Source organism: Rhodococcus sp. 5A-K4, from assembly GCF_046097995.1.
In the GTDB taxonomy this organism is placed as follows: domain Bacteria; phylum Actinomycetota; class Actinomycetes; order Mycobacteriales; family Mycobacteriaceae; genus Rhodococcus_F; species Rhodococcus_F erythropolis.
This window is the reverse complement of the sequence record NZ_JBJURM010000001.1, coordinates 25,683-48,690: the sequence shown is the minus strand read 5'-3', so window position 1 is coordinate 48,690 and position 23,008 is coordinate 25,683. Positions and strand designations below refer to the sequence as shown.

Below are 23,008 nucleotides of genomic sequence, written 5' to 3'. Positions count from 1 at the left end.
GTGGCAGTTCAGACGCTGAAGGATCTGCTGGACGCTGGGGTCGAGGGGCGCACCGTACTGGTGCGTTCCGACCTCAACGTCCCGTTGGATGGCGGAGAAATCACGGACCCGGGCCGCATCGTCGCGTCCGCTCCCACCCTGCGGGCACTTGCCGAGGGTGGAGCGAAGGTCATCGTGACCGCGCACCTCGGGCGCCCCGACGGTCAGCCCGATCCCAAGTTCTCCCTCGCACCGGTTGCCGCGAAGTTGGCCGAAATCCTCGGTCGCAACGTGCAACTCGCCGGTGACGTCGTGGGACAGGACGCGCTGGCTCGTTCCGAAGGACTCACCGATGGTGACGTCCTGATGCTCGAGAACATCCGTTTCGACCCTCGCGAGACCAGCAAGGACGAAGCCGAGCGGGTCAAGCTCGCCAAGGCTCTCGTCGAGCTGGTCGGTGACGACGGCGCATTCGTCTCCGACGGATTCGGTGTTGTTCACCGTAAGCAGGCGTCGGTCTTCGACGTCGCGAAGCTGCTCCCGCATTACGCCGGTTACCTGGTCGGCGCCGAGGTCGAGGTGCTCGCCAAGCTCACGCAGGACGCTGTGCGTCCGTACGCGGTGGTGCTCGGTGGCTCGAAGGTCTCGGACAAGCTGGCCGTCATCGAGGCACTGGCACCGAAGGTCGACACTCTGGTGATCGGCGGCGGAATGTTCTACACGTTCCTCGCGGCTCAGGGTGTCTCCGTGGGCAATTCGCTGTGCGAAGAGTCCATGATCGAGACCTGCAAGGGTCTCCTCGACCGGTACGCCGACGTCATCCACATCCCTCAGGATGTTGTCGTCGCGGACTCCTTCTCGGCCGATGCCGAGTCGAAGATCGTTCCGTTCGACAAGATTCCCGACGGCTGGATGGGACTGGACATCGGACCGGAGTCGGTCAAGCGCTTTGCCGCGATCCTGACCGGCGCCAAGACGGTGTTCTGGAACGGCCCGATGGGCGTGTTCGAGTTCCCGAAGTTCGAGGCAGGCACCCGCGGTGTCGCCGAGGCAATCGTGGAGGCAACCGAGAAGGGCGCCTTCAGCGTCGTCGGTGGCGGCGACTCTGCAGCAGCCGTTCGTCAGCTCGGTATCCCGGACGAGGGCTTCTCGCACATTTCCACCGGTGGTGGCGCTTCCCTCGAGTACCTCGAGGGCAAAGAGCTGCCTGGCATCGCAGTACTGGAAGGCTGATCCGACATGGCACGTAAGCCGTTGATCGCCGGCAACTGGAAGATGAATCTGAACCACCTCGAGGCTATCGCCCTGGTGCAGAAGATCGCTTTCTCCTTGCCTGCGAAGTACTTCGACAAAGTGGACGTCACGGTCATCCCGCCGTTCACCGACATCCGTAGCGTCCAGACGCTGATCGAGGGCGACAAGCTCCTCCTCACGTACGGCGCGCAGGATGTCTCGGCTCAGGACTCGGGTGCGTTCACGGGTGAGATCAGCGGCTCCATGCTGGCCAAGCTCGGATGCACCTTCGTCGTGGTCGGCCACTCGGAGCGTCGCACCCTTCACGGTGAGACCAACGAGACCGTCCTCGCCAAGACCAAGGCCGCTCTCAAGAACGGCCTCACGCCGATCGTGTGCATCGGTGAAGGTCTCGAGATCCGCGAAGCGGGCGATCACGTTGCCTACAACGTCGACCAGCTCAAGGGTTCGTTGGCGGGCCTGAGCGCGGAGGAGATCTCCAAGATCGTCATCGCGTACGAACCTGTTTGGGCCATCGGCACCGGCCGGGTCGCTTCTGCCGCCGATGCACAGGAAGTGTGCGCTGCGGTACGAGCAACAGTTGCCGAACTTGCCGACGCCGAGGTCGCAGCCGGCGTTCGCGTTCTGTACGGCGGCAGCGTCAGCTCCAAGAACGTCGGAGAGATCGTCGGCCAGACTGACGTCGACGGCGCTCTGGTCGGCGGCGCGTCGCTCAAGGCTGACGAGTTCGCGACACTGTCTGCGATCGCTGCAGGCGGTCCACTCCCGTGATGTGATCGGGTAGTGAGCTGGAAACTGCAGGACACTGTCACTGCATGACACTGAGCTGTATGACACTGAACTGCGGGCGTGTGACCGAGTAGGTCACACGCCCGCAGTTTTTTGATTCGCCGGATTCAGCTCACGAGTTTGGTTTCCAAAGCGCCGACGAGTTCGGGAGCAAGGTCCAACCCGGTGGTCAGATAGTTCTCGACGGTCCCGTAGTGGTGCTCCACCTGCTCGAAGGCAGCGCCCAGGTAACTTGCGTCGACGGACAGCAGCAACCGGATCACCTCGCCCTTGTCTGCATCTGTGGCGGCGGCGATCGTTGCGACCGTCGCATCGATGTACTCGGCCGAGTACGTATTCGTGAGCAGGTAGTCCGCCATGATCGTTTCGCGCGGTACACCGGCGAGTGTCTGCAGTAGTGCTGCTGCCCAGCCTGTTCGGTCCTTGCCTGCCGTGCAGTGGAAGAGTTGCGGCCCGGCGGTAGTGGCCAGGGCGGCGAACAACTGCGAGAATCCGCTGCGAGTGACGGGGTCTGCGACAAAGCTGCGATTGATGTTCTGCATGAAAGCTGTTGCAGCGTCCGCTGTTCGGAGAGCCATCGCTTCGGCGTGGATGTTGCCGGACAGGATGGGAATGTGGGCGTACATCGCCGGCGCAGGCACGGTGTCGGGAGTTTCGTTCGCTTCGGTTTCGGAGCGCACGTCGTAGACGGCGGTCAGCCCCAGCGATTCCACGATCGCAAGATCCTCAGGCGAGGGCGTCAGCACGTTTGCGCGGTAGAAAACTCCGCGGCTCATCGCCTGTCCGCTGGTCGTGACGTACCCGGGGCCGGCCACGTCGCGGAAGTTGTGAATCGAAGCCAGACGTGGTGTGTCAGGCAAGGGTATGTCGGGCAGGGCAGTGTCGGGCAGGGCAGTGTCGGAAAGCATGGAGCCGGCCTTTCGGAGGTAGAGTCGCGTCAACTGAAAAACTACTGAATCGGTATCTCGACAGTGTGATCGATGCCACTGACCAAGAGTCGTGCCTGGCCGGGTGCAAAGTCATGTGCGAGGCGGGTATGTGGTCAGGCTATCTGTGCGCGCCTGTATGGTGTTATCGGTTGTAGTTGTCCCTATTGGATTGGTGGACGTAGACAGACATGAAACTGTTCCTGGATATCCTGCTGGTCATCACCAGCTTGCTCCTCATCGCCTTGGTGCTCCTGCACCGCGGTAAGGGCGGCGGTTTGTCGAGTCTGTTCGGTGGCGGTGTCCAGTCCAGCCTGTCCGGATCGACTGTTGTCGAGAAGAACCTCGACCGGTTGACGGTCTTCACCGCGTTGATCTGGCTCATCTCGATCGTCGGCATCGGCCTGGAGATCAAGTTCGCCTGATTCTCGGCTCATGACTTGCAGCCGGTAGTTTTTCACACACGAATTTCAGACACGGAACCCCGCCTATCGAGCGGGGTTCTTTGTTTCGGTCGATAATTGAGTGATGACTGAAACCGCGTCGCATCGAGAAACACCGCGAGAGGCCACCGAGCCGCTGCGCGAAGACATCCGGCTTCTCGGCGGAATACTCGGACAAATAGTGCGAGAGCAAGCCGGCGACAATGTTTTCGATCTGGTCGAGCGAGCCCGTGTCGAGTCGTTCCGAGTCCGTCGGTCGGAGATCGACCGCGCCGAACTGGTGTCGCTGTTCGCCGAAATCAGTACGGACGACGCCATTCCCGTCATTCGTGCGTTCAGTCACTTCGCGCTGCTCGCCAACCTGGCCGAGGACATCCACCGCGAGCGTCGACGGGCCATCCACGTCAACGCGGGTGAGCCGCCCCGCGACAGCACTCTCGCCGCCACGTACACCAAACTCGATGCAGCCGATATCGATTCGGCTACCGTCGAAGAAGCGCTGCGGGGCGCCCTGGTCTCACCCGTCATCACCGCTCACCCGACGGAGACTCGACGCCGCACGGTGTTCGAGACGCAGAGTCGGATCACCGAGTTGATGCGATACCGCGAGCGCACGGCGCTGAGCGTCGCAGAAACCGCTGATGTCGATCTGCAATTGCGCCGTCAGATCCTGACCCTGTGGCAGACGGCTCTGATCCGGCTCAGCCGCCTCCGTATCCAGGATGAAATCGAGGTAGGCCTGCGCTACTACGACGCGGCGTTGTTCGAGGTGATTCCGAAGATCAATGCCGAGGTCCGCAAAGCTCTGCGCACGCGTTGGCCGGACGCCGGGCTCCTGCCGGAACCGATCCTGAGGCCGGGTTCGTGGATTGGCGGTGACCGGGACGGCAATCCGTACGTGACCGGCGAAATCGTCCAGCGCGCCACGTCGCGCGCTGCGGCGACTGCTCTCGAGCATCACCTCGAGGAACTCGAACATCTCGAGCGTGAACTGTCGATGTCGGCGCGGTTGGTGTCCGTCACGCCCGAACTCGATCTGCTGGCGTCTACCTCCGGCGACGATTCTGCATTCCGGGCCGACGAGCCCTACCGTCGCGCGATTCGCGGCATCCGCGGGCGATTGAGCGCAACCGCACTGACGGTACTGGGGGAGTTGCCCGCCCACGGCTCCGACGACGGACTCGAGGCGTACACCGACCCGGCACAACTGCAGCGGGATCTCGGAATCATTGACACCTCGTTGCGTCGTTTCGGCGACGAGACCATCGCCGACGATCGACTCGATCGGCTCCGAGAAGCGGTGGAGGTGTTCGGCTTTCACCTGTCCGGTCTGGACATGCGGCAGAACTCCGAGGTACACGAAAGCGTCGTCGCAGAACTTCTGGCGTGGGCCGGAGTTCACCCGGACTACACGTCCTTGCCGGAAGCCGATCGAGTCGAACTGCTGTCGGCCGAGTTGACGACGCGGCGACCACTGACTTCGCCGGACGCCGAGTTCAGCGAATTGACCACCAAGGAACTGGCCATCATGGCGGCCGGCGCCAAGGCAGTGCGGGTTCTCGGAGCGGGCGCAGTACCCAACTACATCATCAGCATGTGTACCTCGGTCAGCGACATGCTCGAAGCTGCGGTGCTGCTCAAAGAGGTCGGGGTGCTCGATCCGGGCGTCGGTAGCGAACCCTCCTGCCCGATCGGCATCGTCCCGTTGTTCGAGACGATCGAGGATCTGCAGGGCGGCGCCGACACATTGCTGGCGACGCTCGACATCCCGATCTATCGTGCGATCGTCCGTTCGCGCGGTGACAGTCAGGAAGTGATGCTCGGGTACTCCGACTCGAACAAGGACGGCGGGTACTTGGCCGCCAACTGGGCGCTGTACCGTGCCGAACTCGACCTCGTCGATGCCGCGCGTAAGAGCGGAATCAGGTTGAGGCTCTTCCACGGCCGCGGCGGAACCGTCGGACGTGGCGGCGGACCGAGCTACGAAGCGATTCTCGCGCAGCCCCCCGGTGCCGTCGCTGGTTCTCTGCGAATCACCGAGCAGGGTGAGGTGATTGCGGCCAAGTACGCCGAACCGCGTCTGGCGCACCGCAACCTCGAAACACTCATCGCCGCGACTATCGAGTCGACGTTGCTCGACGTCGAAGGTCTTGGCAGCGACGCAGATGCGGCCTACGCGGTGTTGGACGAGTTGGCGGCACTCGCCCGCACCGCGTACAGCGAATTGGTGCACGACACACCAGGATTCGTGCAGTACTTCGAAGCGTCGACGCCGGTCGCCGAGATCGGAGCACTCAACATCGGCTCTCGTCCGGCCTCTCGCAAGCAGACCAAGGCGATTTCCGATCTGCGTGCCATTCCTTGGGTGCTCTCGTGGAGTCAGTCTCGCGTGATGCTTCCGGGTTGGTACGGAACCGGCGCCGCGTTCGAAAGATGGATAGACGGAGACGACACTCGGCTTGCCACGTTGACGGGCCTGTACGAGAAGTGGCCGTTCTTCCGAACCGTGCTCTCGAACATGGCCATGGTGATGTCGAAGTCTGATCTCGGTTTGGCGGCCCGCTACGCGGACCTCGTGCCCGACGCCGAACTGCGCGATCGAGTCTTCGGAATGATCACCGACGAGCACGAACGCACAATTCGCATGTACAAGGCAATCACAGGCAACGAGAACCTCTTTGCCGACAACTCGGGCCTCGAGCGTTCGGTCCACAACCGGTTCCCGTACCTCGAACCTCTCAACCATCTACAGGTCGAGCTGATCCGTCGGTACCGTTCCGGCGACGAGAGCGATCAGGTGCGTCGGGGTATCCAGCTGACGATGAACGGCCTGGCCACTGCGCTTCGTAACAGTGGCTAGGTAACAGCGGCTGGTTCTGCAGGTTTACCAGGGTGTGCGTGCGGCGACTCTAGAGCTGTCGCACGCACACCCAACGCTGCGCACCGGACCGAACGGGGACCGCAGTGGATCTGCAATTGGACGGACGAACTGCCGTGGTTACCGGCGCGGGAAAAGGTATCGGGTTGGCGATCACTCGGGCCTTGGTGGCCGAGGGAGTCCACGTCGTCGCGGGCTCGCGGACGCTCTCGCCGGAACTCGAATCGCTGCAGTCCGGCGGCGCCGTCACCTTTGTCGGCGTCGACCTCGCGAGTGTCGAAGGATCTACCCGACTGCTCGAGGTTGCAGCAGCGAGGGGCGGCGTCGACATCTTGGTCAACAACGTCGGCGCCGTCACCCCGCGAACGAGCGGCTTCGCGGCTATCACGGACGAAGAGTGGGCGTCGTCGTTCAATCTGACGTTCTTGTCGGCTGTACGCACTGTTCGCGCTGCGCTGCCGGAGTTGATCCGCCGAGGTGGCGGGAGCATCGTGACGATCAGTTCGGTCAACGCATTCTTACCTGACCCCACGGTGATCGACTACAGCGCCGCCAAAGCGGCGTTGACCAACTTCTCGAAGTCGTTGTCGAAAGAACTGGGCGGGAAGGGGATCCGCGTCAATACCGTCAGCCCTGGTCCGGTGCAGACCGAGTTGTGGCTCGGCAAGCACGGAGTGGCCTCGACGCTGGCGAAGGCGAATGGTTCAGCGGCCGACGATATCGTCGAAAGTGCCGCCGCCGGCGCCGAGACGGGCCGCTTCACCTTTCCCGAAGAGGTAGCGGACCTGGTGTTGTTCCTCGCCAGCGATCGCGCGGGGAACGTGACGGGCGCGGATTTCGTGATCGACGGCGGTCTGATCAAGACCTTGTGATCATTGCTGCCTGAAACCTGATCATGTGCGCGACGGTCGACGACGTGATGCACAGGATCACTGCGGACGCGATGACCACCCACAATCCCCACCCGATGGACGGTCCGGCGGTGTGCCCTGCGACCTCCGTACTACGTCGCACAATGGACGCGGCGTTTCCGACGGCAACGATCAAGACGGCGATTCCCACCAGCGGTCCCGTGCAGTGATTCTTCATCTCGGGCGTGACGTCTCGAATCATGAGGGTGATAAGCGCGGTTACCGAGCCCAGAGCGAGGACGAGTGTGATCACTCCGCATTCGTCGATACCACTGTGGTCGAGGGCGGAGGACGACGTCCACGGGCCGAGGCTTCCGGCGACGATCCCGGCGCACGCCCACAGCGATCCGATGAGGCTAGGTCCGAAACGGTCGGGCATGAGGGAGGGAATCGTGCGGGTCGACGGCGGCTGAAACCCGAAGGCGCGTTGGTGATCCGGCTGATTGGGTGTGAACGTCACGCGACGGACCACCTTTCCTCCGCGCCGTCGTGGCGCCCAATCCAATGCTTTTTCGGAGTCTAGGGCCGCCCACTTCACTTTTTGCCGAATCGAGCGAAATTGATCGAACCGGCAGTACCAGTCAGTGCACGAAGTCCAGAGCTTCCTTGATCCACGCATTGAACTCGACGTTCGAACTCGTCCCGGTTCGGTCGACGACGATCCATCCCTTGCTCATCGGCTTACCCCGCATCTCGGGCCAACTTGCACCCTTGTGCGTCAGGAGTTCGTCAACTCGATCGGGGTCACACCGAACCATGATGTTGCCGTGTGAGTTCGCACTGGCGGCCAGCTTCCCGTTCACCATGAAGCTCAGCCCACCGAACATCTTTACTTCTTCGACGTCGCTCTCGCCCGAGAGCGCATCGCGGATACGCTCAGCCAGCGCCTTGTCGTATGCCATGGAGGCCTCCTGGGGTGGAGTTCCAGGTTAGATCAGGTGGCGCAGGTACGTCTGCGGGTCGTGAAGGAACCGCTGCCAGTTCGAGACCAGATCGAGGTCCTCCCAGCTCGCGGCTCGGATTCCCCATTCGCCGATCTCGAGCAGATTGGCGTTCGGCAGTGCCGCGATGATCGGCGAGTGCGTCGCGATCACTGCCTGCGCGCCGGATTCCACCAGCTCACCGAGCAGCGCGACCAGCGTCAAGGTCCCTTGGAAGGAGAGTGCGGCATCGGGTTCGTCGATGAGATAGAAGCCGCCGTCGGAGGTCCTCGACGACAAGATCTCGAGCAGCGCCTCACCGTGGGAGAGGTGATGGTAAAGCGGTTCAGGTCGCGTGGGATTGGGGTTGTCCTCCAAATACGTGTACAACCCGTGCAAGGTTTCGTCTCGGAGGTAGTACGCCCACTTCGACGCGCCGGGGCTCCGCTCGACCACAAGGTCGAGGCCGCTCGGTTCACTCGATCTGGTCTGATGTCGCGTATTGGTAGACCCGCCTTCGGCATTGAGACCGAGAACGGCGGCAAGAATTTCGATGACGGTCGACTTCCCCGCTCCGTTTTCGCCGACCAGAATGGTGACACCCGGTGGAAGTTCAAGACCGTCCTGAATGATCTGCGCAACCGCGGGCACCGTCATCGGCCAGCTGCCTACGTCAGCGCCCGACGATGTCCCGGCCTTGATGCGTCGGATGGGTTGTCTCTGCACGGCCATACGCTCTCACAAGGCTCCGACGGGAACTGAGGTTAGTGGCGCTGCGCGAGCAATTCGACGATTCGAGCCACGAGATCGAGGGGGATCGGTTTGTTCAGCGGGAACTTCACGGTTGATTTCGCAGCCCGGTACGGGTCGACGGACTTCTCGAACTCTGCGTCACCTGCCGGGAGTGGGTACATCGAGATGTGGTGTTTCCAGCCTGCGAAGTGAACCAGGTTCTTCCCATTCACCGTCATGGTCGGCATCTGATAGCTGATGGTTTCATCGAGGCCGGGAACAGTGCTGTGGATCGTCTCGCGGATGCTCCCGAGGGATCGCTGCACGTCGGTGGGAAACGACGCGATGTAATCGTCGATCGTCGCGAATTCGGCCATGAAACGGATCTTAATCACTGTCGGATTCAGTTGGCTCGCCAAAAATCGGGGCGGCTGCCGTCGGTGTCGGTGAACCCGTATGCCGTTCCGAGTTCGCCTGAACTGACCGATCGCTGATTCCATCGCTTCCGATTCGAATCGGCGGCGAGGGCGGCGATCGCACGTCCTGTGAATCTTGGTGACTCGGAGCGGGCAAAATCCGGAGGTGCAGTCGGCCCACCCCGCTCCGGCGACAAAGCGTCACGCCAATTCGATTCGCCGACACCAAAATTGTCGAGCATCATCTCTGATCGCAGGAACCCCGGAGTGATGGCGACGGCAGTACAGCCGAACGGGGCAAGTTCGTGGCCTTGTGAAAATGCAAGCCTGTTCACGGATACCTTCGCCAGGTCGTAGAACACCGAGATGCGATAGTTCGATGCGTTGTATTCGGTAGTGCCGTCGGTTATTTCGGCGACCAGTCCGCCTGGCCGATCGATCATCAGCGGCAGGAGGTGGTGCGACGTGGTGATGTGGGTGTCGATCGCCAGGCGCAGAATGTGAAAGCCCTTGTCCAGATCGTGTTCCCATACCGGCGTGTTCCACTCCGCCGGCCCACCCTTGAGTAATTCCGCGCCCCAGATGTCATTGACCAAGATGTCGATATGTTGATAGTCGGCGCGCAAGCGTTCGGCGAGATCAGCCACTTGTTTGCTCTTGAGATGATCGACGGCAATCGGCACGCCGACGCCGCCCAGTTCGGTGACAAGTTCTGCCGTCTCCTCGATGGTTTCGCCGCGCGGATAGTCCGACTGAAGTATTCCGGCAGATGTGCTCCGGCCAGTGCAGATGACGGTTGCACCGGCCTCACCCAGGGCTGCGGCGATTCCGCGTCCGGCGCCCCTCGTCGCCCCGGCAACAACAGCCACTCGCCCGCGAAGTGCATCCGGATTCGGTGTCCACGACATTGTTCGATTGTTCTCGCCTGGATTGCTTCGTTCAAGAGTGAAAGCGATCTGCGGAACCGAACCCTACTTCGCGGCGTCCAAGGTAGTAATCGCTCGAAAGAACGAGACAGGGGGAGAGATGAATCATTGTGCAGGGCAGAGTGCCCGTTGGAGACAAGGGATCTCGGGATTGAGTTCCGTTCCGTCAAAAGGAAATTCGCATCGGATCCGGACTCAGCGGGTAGTCATGACTCGCCACTGTGAAAATGTCCTCGATGTACCACCGGGCCGGGAATCGCCTGAAGACGATTCCCGGCCCGGTGTGAAATCAGATCCGTGAAATCAGATCAGAGCTGCGAGGCAGCGTCCGTATCGAGGAACCAACGCGTCGCCACCAAACCGGTGGCGCCGGCGGACGGCCAGTCCTCGGACGAAGCACCTCCGACAGCTTTGGCAACGGCCTCGGCCTTTGCAGCACCCGAGACGAGCAGCCAGACCTCTTTGGCACGCCGAACAGCAGGCAACGTCAGGGTGATCCGTACCGGTGGCGGCTTGGGGGAGTCCGTCACCGCGACAACGAAACGAGCTTCCTCGCGAACGGCGTCGGTGTGCGGGAACAACGAGTTGACGTGTCCTTCTCCACCCATGCCGAGCAGGTGCACGTCGAACGTCGGAACCTGATTGCCGTGTGCCTGAGCGCCCAGCAGTTGTTCGTACGCCGTCGCCGCCCCGTGCGGATCACCGTCGTAGATACCGTCGGAGGCGGCCATCGCATGCACCCTGTCGGGATCGACCGGCACGTGATCGAGAAGCGCCTCACGAGCCTGGACTTCGTTCCGCTCGGGATCGCCGGACGGCAGGAACCGCTCGTCGCCCCAGTACAGATCGATCTGCGACCAGTCGATGTCGCCGGGAGCGTCACGCAACTTCTCGAGAAGTGCGATCCCGGTTCCGCCACCCGTCAGAACGATGGATGCGAACCCGCGAGCCCTCTGGGCATCAACGATCGTCGTGACCAGGCGTGCGGCAGCGGCATCGACCAGTTGGCCGGCGTCGGAAAACTTCTTTACGACAACATCACTCATAGGTCACCTTCTCCAATCCAGCCAGCGCTTCTTCGTAGATCTCGTCCGGATCGAGCCGACGCAATTCCTCGGCGAGGCAATCGCGCGTCTCTCGACGACCGAGCGAGACCAGCGAGTCGGGCTGACCGGTGCGGATCAGGGTTGCGGTCGTACCCTCCTGTGGGCGGCTGATGGAGATGCTGCGAGTCTCCAGCTTCAGCTCGACGGTGAGCTCACCCGTACGTCGGATGACCGGACCGTCGATCTTGGCAGCCAACCAACCGGCGAGAATATCCAGTGCCGGTTCGGTTTTGAGACCGGAGACCACCGCTGAGGTGATCTTCTCGTGCGGCGGCTGATCGAGAGCCGACGCGAGCAGTGCGCGCCAGTAGGTGACGCGACTCCAGGCGAGATCGGTGTCACCGGCGGTGTACGACGCGAGTCGTCCCTTGATGGTGGCAGTCGGATCCGGGGCACCGGTGGCGTCGGTGATACGACGGATCGCAAGCTTTCCGACGGGGTCCTTCGCTGGAATCTCGGGTGCCTCGAGGGGCCACCACGCGACTACCGGTGTGTCGGGGAGCAGGAACGGGATGACGACGCTGCTCTCGTGGTCCGCCAGGGGACCGTAGAGGCGCAGCACCACGACCTCAGAGGCGCCGGCATCCCCACCGACGCGGATCTGAGCATCGAGCCGAGGCTCGCTCTGCTCGTCGCCACGCAGAAGCACGATGACGCGGCAGGGGTGCTCGCGGCTTGCTTCGTTGGCGGCCTCGATTGCGGCCTCGGCGTTCCCGGTGTCCCTGGTGCAGACGACAAGCGTCAGCACACGTCCCAAGGTGACAGCGCCGCCGGTCTTACGTACCTCGACCAGTTTCTTGCTGACCTGGACCGTGGTGGTGGAGGGCAAATCGAGAATCACTAGGGTCGCCTCCATTCGCGTCCGGTGCGTTGCATCATTTCGTCCGCAGACGGTGGTCCCCACGTTCCAGCCTCGTAGGGTTCCGGCTTGCCGCCGGCTGCCCAGTGTTCGAGGACGGGATCGAGGATTTCCCAAGACAATTCGACTTCGGCATTGACGGGGAAGAGAGACGGCTCGCCGAGCAACACGTCGAGGATGAGTCGCTCGTACGCCTCCGGTGACGACTCGGTGAAAGCCTGACCGTACGAGAAGTCCATGTTGACGTCACGGACTTCCATGCTCGATCCGGGAACCTTCGAGCCGAACCGCATAGTGACGCCCTCGTCAGGCTGCACGCGGATCACGAGTGCGTTCTGGCCGAGATCTTCGGTCATGGTCTTGTCGAACGGCAGGTGTGGTGCGCGCTTGAAGACCACCGCGATCTCGGTGACGCGGCGGCCGAGACGCTTGCCCGTGCGCAGGTAGAACGGCACGCCCGCCCAGCGACGGGTGTCGACCTCGAGGGTGATGGCGGCAAAGGTCTCCGTTGTGGAGTCCGCTGCGAAGCCCTCTTCTTCGAGGAGTCCGACTACCGGCAACCCGCCCTGCCAACCACCTTCGTATTGTCCGCGGGCAGTGGTCTCGTCGAGTGGTTCGGCCAGACGCGTTGCCGAAAGAACCTTGATCTTCTCCGCCTGCAGATTGAGCGGTTCGAAGCTGATGGGTTCTTCCATCGCCGTGAACGCGAGCAATTGGAGCAGGTGGTTCTGGATCACGTCACGGGCCGCGCCGATGCCGTCGTAGTACCCGGCACGGCCACCGAGGCCGATGTCCTCGGCCATCGTGATCTGGACGTGGTCGACGTAGTGCGCGTTCCAGATCGGATCGAACAACTGGTTCGCGAAGCGCAGAGCCAGGATGTTCTGGACCGTTTCCTTGCCGAGGTAGTGGTCGATACGGAAGACCGTGTCCTCGGGGAACACCTTGTTGACGACGGCGTTCAGTTCGCGAGCGCTCTCGAGGTCGTGACCGAACGGCTTCTCGATGACAACTCGTCGCCACTGACCGTCCTCGGCCTGCGCGAGGCCTGACGCCGACAGTTGCTCGAGCACCTGAGGAAACGCGTTGGGCGGAATCGCAAGGTAGAACCCGTGATTGCCGCCGATACCACGTTCGTTGTCGAGGGTGGCCAACGTCTCGGACAGGTTCTGGAAGGCCTCGGCCTCGTCGAAACTGCCCTCCACGAACCGGATACCTTCGGCGAGCCTCTCCCAGACGTCCTGACGGAACTTGGTGCGAGCACCGTCCTTGACTGCTTCGAGGACGACGTTCGCGAAGTCCTCGTCCGTCCATTCACGCCGGGCGAACCCGACCAGAGCGAATCCGGGCGGCAACAGTCCACGGTTGGCGAGGTCGTAGATGGCTGGCATGAGCTTGCGCCTGGCGAGGTCGCCGGTAACACCGAAGATCACCAGGGCACAGGGCCCCGCAATGTGCGGAAGCCGTTTGTCGGTGCTGTCCCGAAGGGGATTCACCCAATCTGATGCCGCCGCGGAATCGCTCACAGGCTCAGCTCTTCTGGGTTGCTGCGCGAAGCTGCTCGGCAGTTGCGTCGAGCAACTCGTTCCAGGACACCTCGAACTTGTCGACGCCCTCGGTCTCGAGGACCTTGAACACGTCCGCAAGATCGATGCCGACAGCTGCGAGCTGATCGAAGACGACCTGCGAGTCCTGAGCGGTGCCCGAAATCGTGTCGCCCGTGATCTCACCGTGGTCGGCGAGAGCGTCGAGCGTCTTCTCCGGCATGGTGTTGACCGTGTTGGGCGCAACCAGCTCGGTGACGTAGAGCGTGTCCGGGTAATCCGGGTTCTTCACGCCGGTCGACGCCCACAGCGGGCGCTGAGCCTTGGCGCCATCGGCCAGGAGAGCCTGGAAGCGCGGCTGCACCTCGAAGATCTGCTGGTACGCGTTGTACGCCAGACGAGCGTTTGCGAGTGCAGCCTTGCCGCGAAGCTGGAGAGCTTCCGGCGTGCCGATCGCCGTGAGGCGGTTGTCGATCTCGGAATCCACACGGGAGACGAAGAACGAGGCGACCGACTCGATGGACGAGATGTCGCGGCCGGCAGCCTTGGCGGTGTCCAGACCGTCGAGGTACGCGCCCATGACAGCTTCGTAGCGCTCGACCGAGAAGATCAAAGTGACGTTGACGCTGATGCCTTCACCGATCACCTTGGCGATGGCGGGGATACCGGCCAGCGTCGCGGGGATCTTGATGAGGACGTTCGGGCGGTCGACGATCTTGTGCAGCTCGATCGCCTGCGCGACAGTCGCGTCGGTGTCGTGCGCCAGACGAGGATCGACCTCGATGGACACGCGGCCGTCGACGCCGTTCGAGGCCTCGAACTGCGGGGCCAAGATGTCGCACGCAGCGCGCACGTCGTCGGTGGTGACGGCCGTGATGGTGGCGTCGACATCGGCGCCGCGCTCGGCCAACTCGCGAACCTGAGCGTCGTAGGCCGAGCCCTTGGACAGTGCCGCCTGGAAGATCGACGGGTTGGTCGTGACACCCACGATCGACTTCGTGTCGATCAGGTTCTGCAGGTTGCCGGACTGGATGCGATCTCGCGAGAGGTCGTCAAGCCAGATGGAAACGCCTGCAGCGGAGAGCTTTTCGGTATTCACGTTCTGTGTCATCGAGATCATCCCTTCACAGATGCGAGGGAGCGCTGCGCGGCTTCGACAGTCGCGTCGGCGGTGATGCCGAACTCCCGGTACAAGGTCTTGTAATCGGCGGAAGCGCCGTAATGCTCGAGCGAGACGGCCTGGCCGGCGTCGCCGAGGATGCGCCACCACGGCATTGCGATACCGGCTTCGACGGACACGCGTGCGCGGACGGCGGGCGGAATGACCTCGTCGCGGTACGCCTGATCCTGCTCGAGGAACCAGTCGAGGCACGGCACGGAAACGACGCGGGTTGCGACGCCCTGAGCTTCGAGGGTCTCGCGAGCCTCGGTGGCCAGATGCAGTTCGGAACCGGTCGCAAGCAAGATGACCTCGGGCGAACCGTTGGCAGCGTCGACGAGGACGTAAGCGCCGCGCTTGACGCCTTCGGCAGCCTTCTCCTTGGTGCCTTCGAGAACCGGGATGTCCTGGCGGGTGAGCGCCAGAGCCGTCGGGCCCGTCTTGTTCTCGAGTGCTGCCTGCCATGCGAACGAGGTCTCGTTGGCGTCACCCGGGCGGACGACGGCGAGGTTCGGGATCGCACGAAGAGCAGCGAGGTGCTCGACCGGCTGGTGAGTCGGGCCGTCTTCGCCGAGACCGATCGAGTCGTGGGTCCAGACGTAGGTGACGGCAGTCTTCATCAGTGCAGCCAGGCGAACCGCCGGACGCATGTAGTCGGAGAAGACCATGAAGGTTCCGCCGTACGGACGGGTGGGCCCGTGCAGCGCGATGCCGTTGAGGATCGAGCCCATCGCGTGCTCACGGATACCGAAGTGAAGCGTGCGGCCGTAAGGCTGCGCAGTCCAGTCGCTCGTGGAGATGGAGAAGGGGCCGAACGAATCTGCGCCCTTGATGGTGGTGTTGTTGCTGCCGGCGAGGTCGGCGGAACCGCCCCACAGTTCGGGCAGGATCGGTCCGAGCGCGTTGAGTGCCGAACCGGAGGCCTTGCGAGTCGCAACGCCCTTGGCGTCGGCCTCGTAGGTCGGGAGAGCGTCGGCCCAGCCGGCAGGGAACTCACCGGCGAACAGGCGGTCGAAGAGTTCCTTGCGCTCGGACTCACGTGCGGCCCACGCGTCGAACTCGACCTGCCATGCCTTGTGTGCGTCGGCTCCGCGCGAGACGACCTCACGGGCGTGAGCCAGAGCGTCGGCGTCGACGTCGAAGGACTTGCTCGGATCGAAGCCGAGGGCTTCCTTGACCGCAGCGACCTCGTCGGCACCGAGTGCGGAGCCGTGAACGTCGCCGGTGTTCATCTTCTTCGGCGCCGGGAAACCGATGATGGTGCGGAGCAAGATGATGGACGGACGATCGACGACGGCCTTGGCAGCGGCAACCGCGTCGAGGATGCCGGAGACGTTCTCGCCGCCATCGACGTGCTGAACGTGCCAGCCGTACGCCTCGTAGCGCTTTCCGACATCTTCGCCGAGAGCGATGGCGGTGTCGTGCTCGATGGAGATCTTGTTGTCGTCGTAGAAGACGATCAGGTTGCCCAGTTCCTGGACACCGGCGAGTGACGACGCCTCGGAGGTGACGCCTTCCTCGATGTCACCGTCGGACGCGATCACGTAGATGTGATGGTCGAAGGGGGAGGAGCCGACCGGGGTCTCCGGATCGAACAGCCCGCGCTCACGACGCGCAGCCATGGCCATGCCGACTGCGGACGCAAGGCCCTGGCCGAGCGGACCGGTGGTCATCTCGACGCCGACGGTGTGGCCGACCTCGGGGTGACCGGGGGTCAGTGCGCCCCATGTGCGGAGAGCTTCGAGGTCAGCAAGCTCGAGACCGTAGCCCGACAGGTAGAGCTGGGTGTACAGCGTCAAGGACGAATGGCCACAGGAAAGAACGAAGCGGTCACGGCCGACCCATTCTGCATCCGAAGGATCGTGGCGCATGATGCGCTGAAAGAGGGTGTATGCCAACGGCGCCAAGCTCATTGCAGTTCCGGGATGGCCGTTGCCGACCTTCTGAACCGCGTCGGCGGCGAGCACGCGGGCGGTATCGACAGCCTTGGTGTCCAGGTCGGTCCAGTCCGAGGGGTGGACGGGTTGCGTGAGGACGTGGATCTCGTCTGTGATCGACACTGGCAGATGTCTCCTGACATGGTGTACGTGGATTGCGAGGGTGGGGTGTCCCTCCACTGCGTAACCCAGCCTAATGGTCCTGGCTGTCCGGGTCGATTCGGTTCCTCAATGGCTGCGGTCTACCATCGTTCGTAGTAGAGGACAGTGTCAGCAGTGTGTCGTGAACAGTTAGTGCGGTAACGCGTGGTGCAAGGAGAGAACGTGCGGACAGGGCAACAGCCGAGCGGACATGGCTTCGGCAGCCCAGGTGCCGCCCCGCGGGCGACCAATACCGATACGGTGTGGGGTCGCGCAACGGGCAAGGTTCTGGCTTATATCGCGCTCACGAAGCCGCGAGTCATCGAATTGCTGTTGGTGGCAACCATTCCGGCAATGCTGCTGGCAGATCGCGGAACGGTCGACATCGTTCTGATCCTCAGCACCCTCTTCGGTGGCTGGATGGGCGCAGCGAGTGCGAACTCGCTCAACTGCGTCGTCGACGCCGACATCGACAAGGTCATGAAGCGCACCGCGAAGCGTCCGTTGGCCCGCGAGGCGGTGCCGACCCGTAACGCACTCGTATTCGGGCTTCTTCTCGGACTCGCGTCGTTCCTGTGGCTGTGGTGGCGAGCCAACCTCCTGGCCGGCATCCTCGTCGTGATCACGATCGCGTTCTACGTCCTCATCTACACGATGGTTCTCAAGCGTCGCACCTGGCAGAACGTCATCTGGGGTGGCGCAGCCGGATGCATGCCCGTTCTCGTAGGCTGGGCCGCTGTCACCGGGTCGCTGAGCTGGCAGCCCGTCGTGCTGTTCCTGATCATCTTCTTCTGGACGCCGCCGCACACCTGGGCGCTCGCGATGCGATACAAAGAGGATTACAAGGCGGCAGGTGTTCCCATGCTTCCGGTGATCGCCACCGAGGAGCACGTGACCAAGCAGATCCTGTTCTACAGCTGGGCGATGGTCGTCACAACGCTTGTCCTCGTCCCCGCGTCGGGCGTCATCTACGCCGCAATCACCATCGTCGCCGGTGCGTGGTTCCTGCTCATGGCTCATCAGCTGTACCGCAGCGTTCGCGGCGGTGCTCAGGTCAAGCCGCTGCGCCTGTTCCTGCAGTCGAACAACTATCTTGCGATCGTTTTCGTCGGCCTCGCTGTCGACTCGGTTCTCGGACTCCAGACGATCAGCGACATGCTCAGCTGATTCTGCTGTGCGCCTTTATTAACCGCGGGCGGTTAATAAAGGCGCACAGCACTTCGCTAGGGAATCAGAACGATCGACCCGGTCGTTGCTCGACCCTCCAGATCCCGATGCGCTGTTGCCGCATCGGCGAGCGGATACTCGGCGCCGACGCGAATATCGAGATTCCCGGCCGCAATGGCGTCGAAGACATCGCCGGCACGCCAGGTCAGTTCCTCACGAGTGCGAATGTGATGTGCGAGCGTCGGACGCGTCAGGAACAGCGAACCCGATGAATTGAGCCGCTGCGGATCGACGGGCGGAACCGGGCCACTGGCCGCACCGAACAATGCGACAGTGCCGCGAATACGGACGGAAGCCAGGCTCGAATCAAAAGTTGTCGCGCCGACGCCGTCGTATGCCGCCGCTACTCCTTCGCCGCCGGTCAACTCCCGGACTCGCGCTGCGATGTCCTCGTCGTACCGCAGGACCTCCGAGGCACCGGCGCCGCGCGAGAGTTCTTCCTTCGCATCCGACGACACAGTCGTGATGACCTTCGCCCCGAGGCTGACGGCCATCTGCGTCAGGATCAACCCGACGCCGCCCGCGCCTGCGTGCACGAGCACGGTGTCGCCGCTCTGGATCGGATACGTCGACTTAGCGAGGTAGTGCGCCGTCATCCCCTGCAGGAGCGCCGACGCTGCGGCCGATGCCGGGACACCGTCAGGCACTTTCACGGCGACTGCGGCGGGAACAGCCACCTTCTCGGCGTAGCTGCCCGTGGCGGCCGCCCACGCGACACGGTCACCAACGGCGAATTCGGTGACGTCGGAACCGACAGCTTCGACGACGCCGCTGCCTTCGTCGCCGGGAATATAGGGGAGCGGGCGCTTGTACTGGCCCATTCGGAAATACGTGTCGATGAAATTGATGCCGATCGCTTCGGTCCTGACGAGTAGATCGCCTGGGCCGGGTGTCGGTTCGGGTTGTTCGGTCAGAGTCAGAACCTCTGGTCCGCCGGTCTCGGTCACGTAGATGGCTCGCATGGTTTCTGTTCTACACCCGGGACGGCCGACGCTCAGTCCATGCCTGGTGTCGCTTCCGGGCTACCGACCAGTATTGTCGAGTCATGAGCACCGATACCGAGAAGTCGGACGCCACCCCGTCCGCGCCGGAACTGCCGAAGTCCACGGTGAACGCCATCACCAAGTTCGTCGCCGAGCACGGCGGCACCGCCAGCGCCGTCATTCAGCCGGTCGGCCTGGCCGGCGTTCGCATCACTCTCGTGGGTGCCGACGGCATCCTCGGTGATCAGGTCGTCGAGGACCTCGCCACGGCCAATGCCGTCGTTGCGTCGTTCGACACCGTCACCGTTGCCGAGTGGGAGCGTGAGCTGACGAGCATCGTCACCCCCCAGGAAGGCCACTTCAAGAAGATGGCCGGTTGGGTCGCCAGCCAGACCCGGTTCCCGAAAGCACGCAACGAAGCCTGAAATGACGTGTGGGGCGTAGGAACACCTCTTGGTGTTCCTACGCCCCACACGTGTCTTGAAGCGTCAGAGAGCCGGTATCGGCGAATCGGTCGGCGTGTACTGGCGGGTCTTACCCGCAGCCCAAACTGCTGCGGTCGCAGCCGTGCACAGTCCTGCACCGGCGACGTGCATGATCACCAGAACCTCCGGCACATCGGTGAAGTACTGCACGACCCCGATGAGCGCTTGGGCGAGGATCAGTCCGAGCAGGACCTTCAGACGGATCTTCACGGCCGCAGATGTCCCGACCGCATATAGACCGAATGTCAGACCCACGACCAGCGCGAGATATCCGACCAGCAGCTGTGAGTGCAGATGAACAAGCGTCACGATCTCGACCTCCAGGCGCGGAACCGTGCGCTCCAGGCCCTTGTCGCCCGCGTGGGGACCTGCACCCGTCACGAGAGTTCCGGCGACCAATACGCCGGCCAGCGCGACACCGGACAGCGCGGTAAGCCAGCGCAGCGGCTTCGGCATCACGACCAGAGTTGTTGCCTCGTCGGGTTCCGCGATCTTCGCGTACATCACCGTGGCAACCCAGACCATCAGCATCGACGCAACCAAGTGAATGGCGACCGTCCACCACAGGAGACCTGTGAGGACGGTGATACCGCCGATCACTGCCTGAACGACAGTGCCGAGCGGCATCATCCAGGCGTAGACAAGCACCTCTTTGCGGCGGCGAGCGCGAGTCACCGCGAGCACGATTGCGGCAGCGACGATGACGACCAGGAACGTGAGTAGGCGGTTGCCGAACTCGACGGCTTGGTGAATCACCGCGACCTGTCCGTGGCCGACCGGGACGAAGCTACCTGGGAAGCACTGCGGCCACGTCGGGCAACCGAGTCCCGAGTCCGTCACGCGCACCACCGCGCCGGTGACAGCGATGCCGCCCTGCGTCAGGATCACGATGAACGCGATGATTTTCTGCGTTTTCAGCGAGGGGAGAGGTAGTCGATCCACCAAGCGTAAAAATCCGGCATACACACGATTCACCACGCCAACGATCGTAGTTCCCCATCAACTACACAGTGTCGTTGGGGCCAGCTCGCTCCGCGCCTGCCCCGCGTCGTTAAGGGCAGGCGTTGAAGCAGGCGCGAAGCGAGCTGCCCCGCGTCGTCGGGACCAGCTCGCGTCAGTTCGCGCGAACGCGCACGATTCCCGAGATCGTTCCCTGGAAGTACTCGCCCGACTCGGTGATGAGTGCCGACATCTGCAGGGTGTCGTTGAGGATCGTCGACGGCAGCGGAGTCGAACCGATCTGTGACCCGTCCTTCGAGTCGATCACCGCGAACGAGTACCCGTCGAGCGGAGAGGTGCTCGGATTACCGTCCCGCGTGACGGTGTAGATCGAGCCGTCCGCCGTCGAGAGGTGCGGTACCGCGGAGCTACGAATCGTGTTGTCCCACACGACATGGCAGCCGACCGGATCGATGTCGACCCGGGTCATTCCGCCGTTGAAGGGTGCCGTGGCGGGGACCGCTGGACCGGCACCTTCAGGAGTCGTGGGGTACGGGTATCCGTAAGTGCCGGCCACGTAGACCGAATGACCGATGCCGACGGGGGAGTTCTCGCTGCCACTCGGTGAGCCGTCCTTGCTGGCCGCGGACAACACCGGCTGCGTGCACACCTCGGCGCCCGTGTCAGCGCGATAGACATGCAAGCTCACCGTCGGGTGGGCGTTGTCGACGATGGTCAAGAAATCGCTGCCCGTCGACGGGCCGAAGTATGTCGGAGTCGATCCGGTTCCCCAGCTGAGCTGACCCGGATTGCGGGCCGGCCCTCGGTCGTACGGCTGACGCCAGTCGATGACGACTTCGTCGCCACTTCGCTTCAGTTGGTAAAGCGCGTGGGTCGTTGCGACGGCAGTGCCCGTCGGGGAGGTGGAGATGCTGTTCTGCACCTGCTCACCCTCGGGGAGCGCAATGCTGTGCGCGATTCGATCTGTGCCGACATACCCGACGGTGCCGTGCCCCGTGGCGAACCAGACATTGCCGTCCCAATCCGGAGCGAGGCCGGTGACGTTGTCGTCGGCGGCAACCGCACCACTGAGATCGATGACATCCGCGAGTTCCAGCCGCCAACTGCCGTCCGGATTCTGCGCATGGGAAATGCGGACCAGTTGACGGTTTCCGTCGACGGCTACGAGACGGTTCTCGTTGTCGAGGTAGGCGTAGACGCCGCCGAGGAGGCTGCCCTTCGCGAGCGGCAGTTGCGCGACCGACCGGCCCAACGGTGTGGCGTCGGCCTTCGGATCGATCAAATGGATGGTCGGGATCTGGCCGATCATCGTCGTGCAGAGCGAGACGATCATGCCGTCGGAACCCTGGAGGACCGTCGGGCAGGCGGCCATCATCGGGAAAGCTGTCACCTCGTGTGGGCCGGTTCCTGGACCAGGCAGCGGAGTGACGTCGGACGAGCCCGCGTCACCGTGCATGGTGGAAGTACCGACGGGACCGAGGTGCGGATTTGCAGGTGCGAGTGGACCGGACACCGAAGGGGTCGCCGTTGCGGGTCCGGCACACAACATCACTGTTGCGGCCACACAGCCGACGATCTGAGCTGTCCGTCGTGTACTCACGTGAACTTGAACCACCTTGCTGCGCAGACTCCGGCCACTGCGGCCCAGACGAGAAGTACGAGAATCGAGAACCAGTCCATCGAGGTGTCGAGGGCCGCTTCGAGTGCGTGTGCCAGGGCGCCGGACGGAACAATGCGCACCAGCGTGTGAACAGCGGTCGGGAGTTCACCGCTGGCGAAGACCACACTGCCGATGCCCACCATGATGAACCACAGGACGTTGGCGAGCGCGAGAACGATTTCTGCTCGCAATGTACCGCCGAGCAGCAGGCCAAGCGCTGCAAATGTGACAGTACCGATGGCAATGACCACTGCGCCGAGTACAAGTTCGACGAACGACGGACGCCACCCCAACGCCAAACCGATAGCGCCGAGCAACAGCGACTGCAGCGCCACGACGATGATGACGGCAGCGCTCTTGCCCGCGATGATTCCCCACCGCGGTAGAGGCGTTGCACCGAGTCGTTTGAGCGCGCCGTATCGGCGATCGAATCCGACGGCGATGGCCTGTCCGGTGAACGCCGTCGACATCACGGCAACCATCATGACACCAGGGAGCACGGTATCGACCCGAGAATCGCCCAAATCGCCGATCGGAAGTAGACACAGTCCGATGAGCAGGGTGATCGGGATGAACATGGTGAGCAGCAATTGCTCACCGTTGCGGAGCAGAAGTGTCAGCTCCAGTTTGGTCTGCGCCGCCAGCATCTTGGCCGCCGAATTGGGGCGGGGATCCGGCGAGAAGGTGCCTGGCTCGAAGCGGTTCTCGGCGAGCCGTCGGTCTCTGGCAACGCTGATGGGACTGCTCTGGCCGTTCGACGCTGTTTCGTTCAT

22 protein-coding genes are annotated in these 23,008 nt (G+C 63.1%); 7 read left to right on the top strand and 15 right to left on the bottom strand.

The window, feature by feature from the left end:
• Together ACKAMS_RS00170 and tpiA are read left to right on the top strand one after the other, a co-directional pair.
• Positions 1–1,212, top strand: a complete 1,212-nt coding sequence (locus tag ACKAMS_RS00170) for a phosphoglycerate kinase (RefSeq protein WP_046378538.1) — start codon at positions 1–3, stop codon at positions 1,210–1,212.
• Positions 1,213–1,218: 6 nt separating this feature from the next.
• Complete coding sequence (tpiA, locus tag ACKAMS_RS00165) at positions 1,219–2,004, top strand: triose-phosphate isomerase (protein ID WP_019748390.1); 786 nt, start codon at positions 1,219–1,221, stop codon at positions 2,002–2,004.
• 125 nt (positions 2,005–2,129) lie between these two features.
• Here the strand turns inward: tpiA and ACKAMS_RS00160 are convergent, their stop codons facing one another.
• Positions 2,130–2,930, bottom strand: coding sequence for a tyrosine-protein phosphatase (locus ACKAMS_RS00160; RefSeq protein WP_256064579.1), 801 nt, complete (start codon positions 2,928–2,930; stop codon positions 2,130–2,132).
• 209 nt (positions 2,931–3,139) lie between these two features.
• Here ACKAMS_RS00160 and secG point away from each other — a divergent pair, with 209 nt between their 5' ends.
• The 3 genes from secG to ACKAMS_RS00145 all read left to right on the top strand — a co-directional run bounded on the left by secG (position 3,140) and on the right by ACKAMS_RS00145 (position 7,141).
• Positions 3,140–3,373 carry a preprotein translocase subunit SecG gene (gene secG, locus ACKAMS_RS00155; protein WP_003944946.1) on the top strand — a complete coding sequence of 78 codons (234 nt, stop codon included), beginning with the start codon at positions 3,140–3,142 and terminating at the stop codon, positions 3,371–3,373.
• Positions 3,374–3,476: 103 nt separating this feature from the next.
• Complete coding sequence (ppc, locus tag ACKAMS_RS00150; RefSeq protein ID WP_020969589.1) at positions 3,477–6,251, top strand: phosphoenolpyruvate carboxylase; 2,775 nt, start codon at positions 3,477–3,479, stop codon at positions 6,249–6,251.
• Between the two features lie 104 nt (positions 6,252–6,355).
• Positions 6,356–7,141, top strand: a complete 786-nt coding sequence (locus ACKAMS_RS00145) for an oxidoreductase (RefSeq protein WP_021344228.1) — start codon at positions 6,356–6,358, stop codon at positions 7,139–7,141.
• On the opposite strand, the gene ACKAMS_RS00140 is transcribed toward ACKAMS_RS00145, so the two are convergent.
• From ACKAMS_RS00140 to tkt, 10 genes are all read right to left on the bottom strand, one after another.
• On the bottom strand, positions 7,128–7,640 hold the full coding sequence (locus ACKAMS_RS00140; RefSeq protein WP_307845778.1) for a hypothetical protein: 513 nt from the start codon (positions 7,638–7,640) through the stop codon (positions 7,128–7,130). The two genes, ACKAMS_RS00145 and ACKAMS_RS00140, sit on opposite strands and share 14 nt — an antisense overlap.
• A 121-nt stretch (positions 7,641–7,761) precedes the next feature.
• A complete protein-coding gene (locus tag ACKAMS_RS00135) occupies positions 7,762–8,082 on the bottom strand; it encodes a TfoX/Sxy family protein (protein ID WP_019748395.1) in 321 nt (106 codons plus the stop codon).
• A gap of 27 nt (positions 8,083–8,109) precedes the next feature.
• Positions 8,110–8,832 carry an AAA family ATPase gene (locus ACKAMS_RS00130; RefSeq protein ID WP_084325928.1) on the bottom strand — a complete coding sequence of 241 codons (723 nt, stop codon included), beginning with the start codon at positions 8,830–8,832 and terminating at the stop codon, positions 8,110–8,112.
• 32 nt (positions 8,833–8,864) lie between these two features.
• Entirely contained in the window at positions 8,865–9,209 is a 345-nt protein-coding gene (locus ACKAMS_RS00125; RefSeq protein WP_041814994.1) for an iron chaperone, read from the bottom strand.
• 26 nt (positions 9,210–9,235) lie between these two features.
• The gene (locus tag ACKAMS_RS00120) at positions 9,236–10,156 is read right to left on the bottom strand and encodes an SDR family oxidoreductase (protein ID WP_408988472.1); all 921 of its coding nucleotides are present in this window, start codon (positions 10,154–10,156) and stop codon (positions 9,236–9,238) included.
• A gap of 326 nt (positions 10,157–10,482) precedes the next feature.
• A complete protein-coding gene (gene pgl / locus ACKAMS_RS00115; RefSeq protein WP_408988471.1) occupies positions 10,483–11,220 on the bottom strand; it encodes a 6-phosphogluconolactonase in 738 nt (245 codons plus the stop codon).
• Complete coding sequence (opcA, locus tag ACKAMS_RS00110) at positions 11,213–12,121, bottom strand: glucose-6-phosphate dehydrogenase assembly protein OpcA (protein WP_019748400.1); 909 nt, start codon at positions 12,119–12,121, stop codon at positions 11,213–11,215. The genes pgl and opcA overlap by 8 nt, the downstream gene beginning before the upstream one ends.
• Positions 12,121–13,665: a glucose-6-phosphate dehydrogenase gene (zwf, locus tag ACKAMS_RS00105; protein WP_020907722.1), complete on the bottom strand. Its 1,545-nt coding sequence runs from the start codon at positions 13,663–13,665 to the stop codon at positions 12,121–12,123. The genes opcA and zwf overlap by 1 nt, the downstream gene beginning before the upstream one ends.
• Before the next feature lie 4 nt (positions 13,666–13,669).
• Positions 13,670–14,794 carry a transaldolase gene (gene tal, locus ACKAMS_RS00100; RefSeq protein ID WP_099697605.1) on the bottom strand — a complete coding sequence of 375 codons (1,125 nt, stop codon included), beginning with the start codon at positions 14,792–14,794 and terminating at the stop codon, positions 13,670–13,672.
• Positions 14,795–14,799: 5 nt separating this feature from the next.
• Entirely contained in the window at positions 14,800–16,902 is a 2,103-nt protein-coding gene (tkt, locus tag ACKAMS_RS00095; protein WP_019748403.1) for a transketolase, read from the bottom strand.
• Between the two features lie 201 nt (positions 16,903–17,103).
• Between tkt and ACKAMS_RS00090 the strand changes: the two genes are divergently transcribed.
• The gene (locus ACKAMS_RS00090; RefSeq protein WP_003944994.1) at positions 17,104–18,087 is read left to right on the top strand and encodes a heme o synthase; all 984 of its coding nucleotides are present in this window, start codon (positions 17,104–17,106) and stop codon (positions 18,085–18,087) included.
• 56 nt (positions 18,088–18,143) lie between these two features.
• On the opposite strand, the gene ACKAMS_RS00085 is transcribed toward ACKAMS_RS00090, so the two are convergent.
• Positions 18,144–19,109, bottom strand: coding sequence for a quinone oxidoreductase (locus ACKAMS_RS00085; RefSeq protein WP_141487292.1), 966 nt, complete (start codon positions 19,107–19,109; stop codon positions 18,144–18,146).
• 83 nt (positions 19,110–19,192) lie between these two features.
• Here ACKAMS_RS00085 and ACKAMS_RS00080 point away from each other — a divergent pair, with 83 nt between their 5' ends.
• Entirely contained in the window at positions 19,193–19,555 is a 363-nt protein-coding gene (locus tag ACKAMS_RS00080; protein ID WP_408988470.1) for a hypothetical protein, read from the top strand.
• Positions 19,556–19,618: 63 nt separating this feature from the next.
• Here the strand turns inward: ACKAMS_RS00080 and ACKAMS_RS00075 are convergent, their stop codons facing one another.
• From ACKAMS_RS00075 to ACKAMS_RS00065, 3 genes are all read right to left on the bottom strand, one after another.
• A complete protein-coding gene (locus ACKAMS_RS00075; protein WP_175413843.1) occupies positions 19,619–20,593 on the bottom strand; it encodes a heme A synthase in 975 nt (324 codons plus the stop codon).
• Positions 20,594–20,729: 136 nt separating this feature from the next.
• Positions 20,730–22,124: a hypothetical protein gene (locus tag ACKAMS_RS00070; RefSeq protein ID WP_223257842.1), complete on the bottom strand. Its 1,395-nt coding sequence runs from the start codon at positions 22,122–22,124 to the stop codon at positions 20,730–20,732.
• A gap of 47 nt (positions 22,125–22,171) precedes the next feature.
• Positions 22,172–23,008: an ABC transporter permease gene (locus ACKAMS_RS00065; protein WP_370333988.1), complete on the bottom strand. Its 837-nt coding sequence runs from the start codon at positions 23,006–23,008 to the stop codon at positions 22,172–22,174.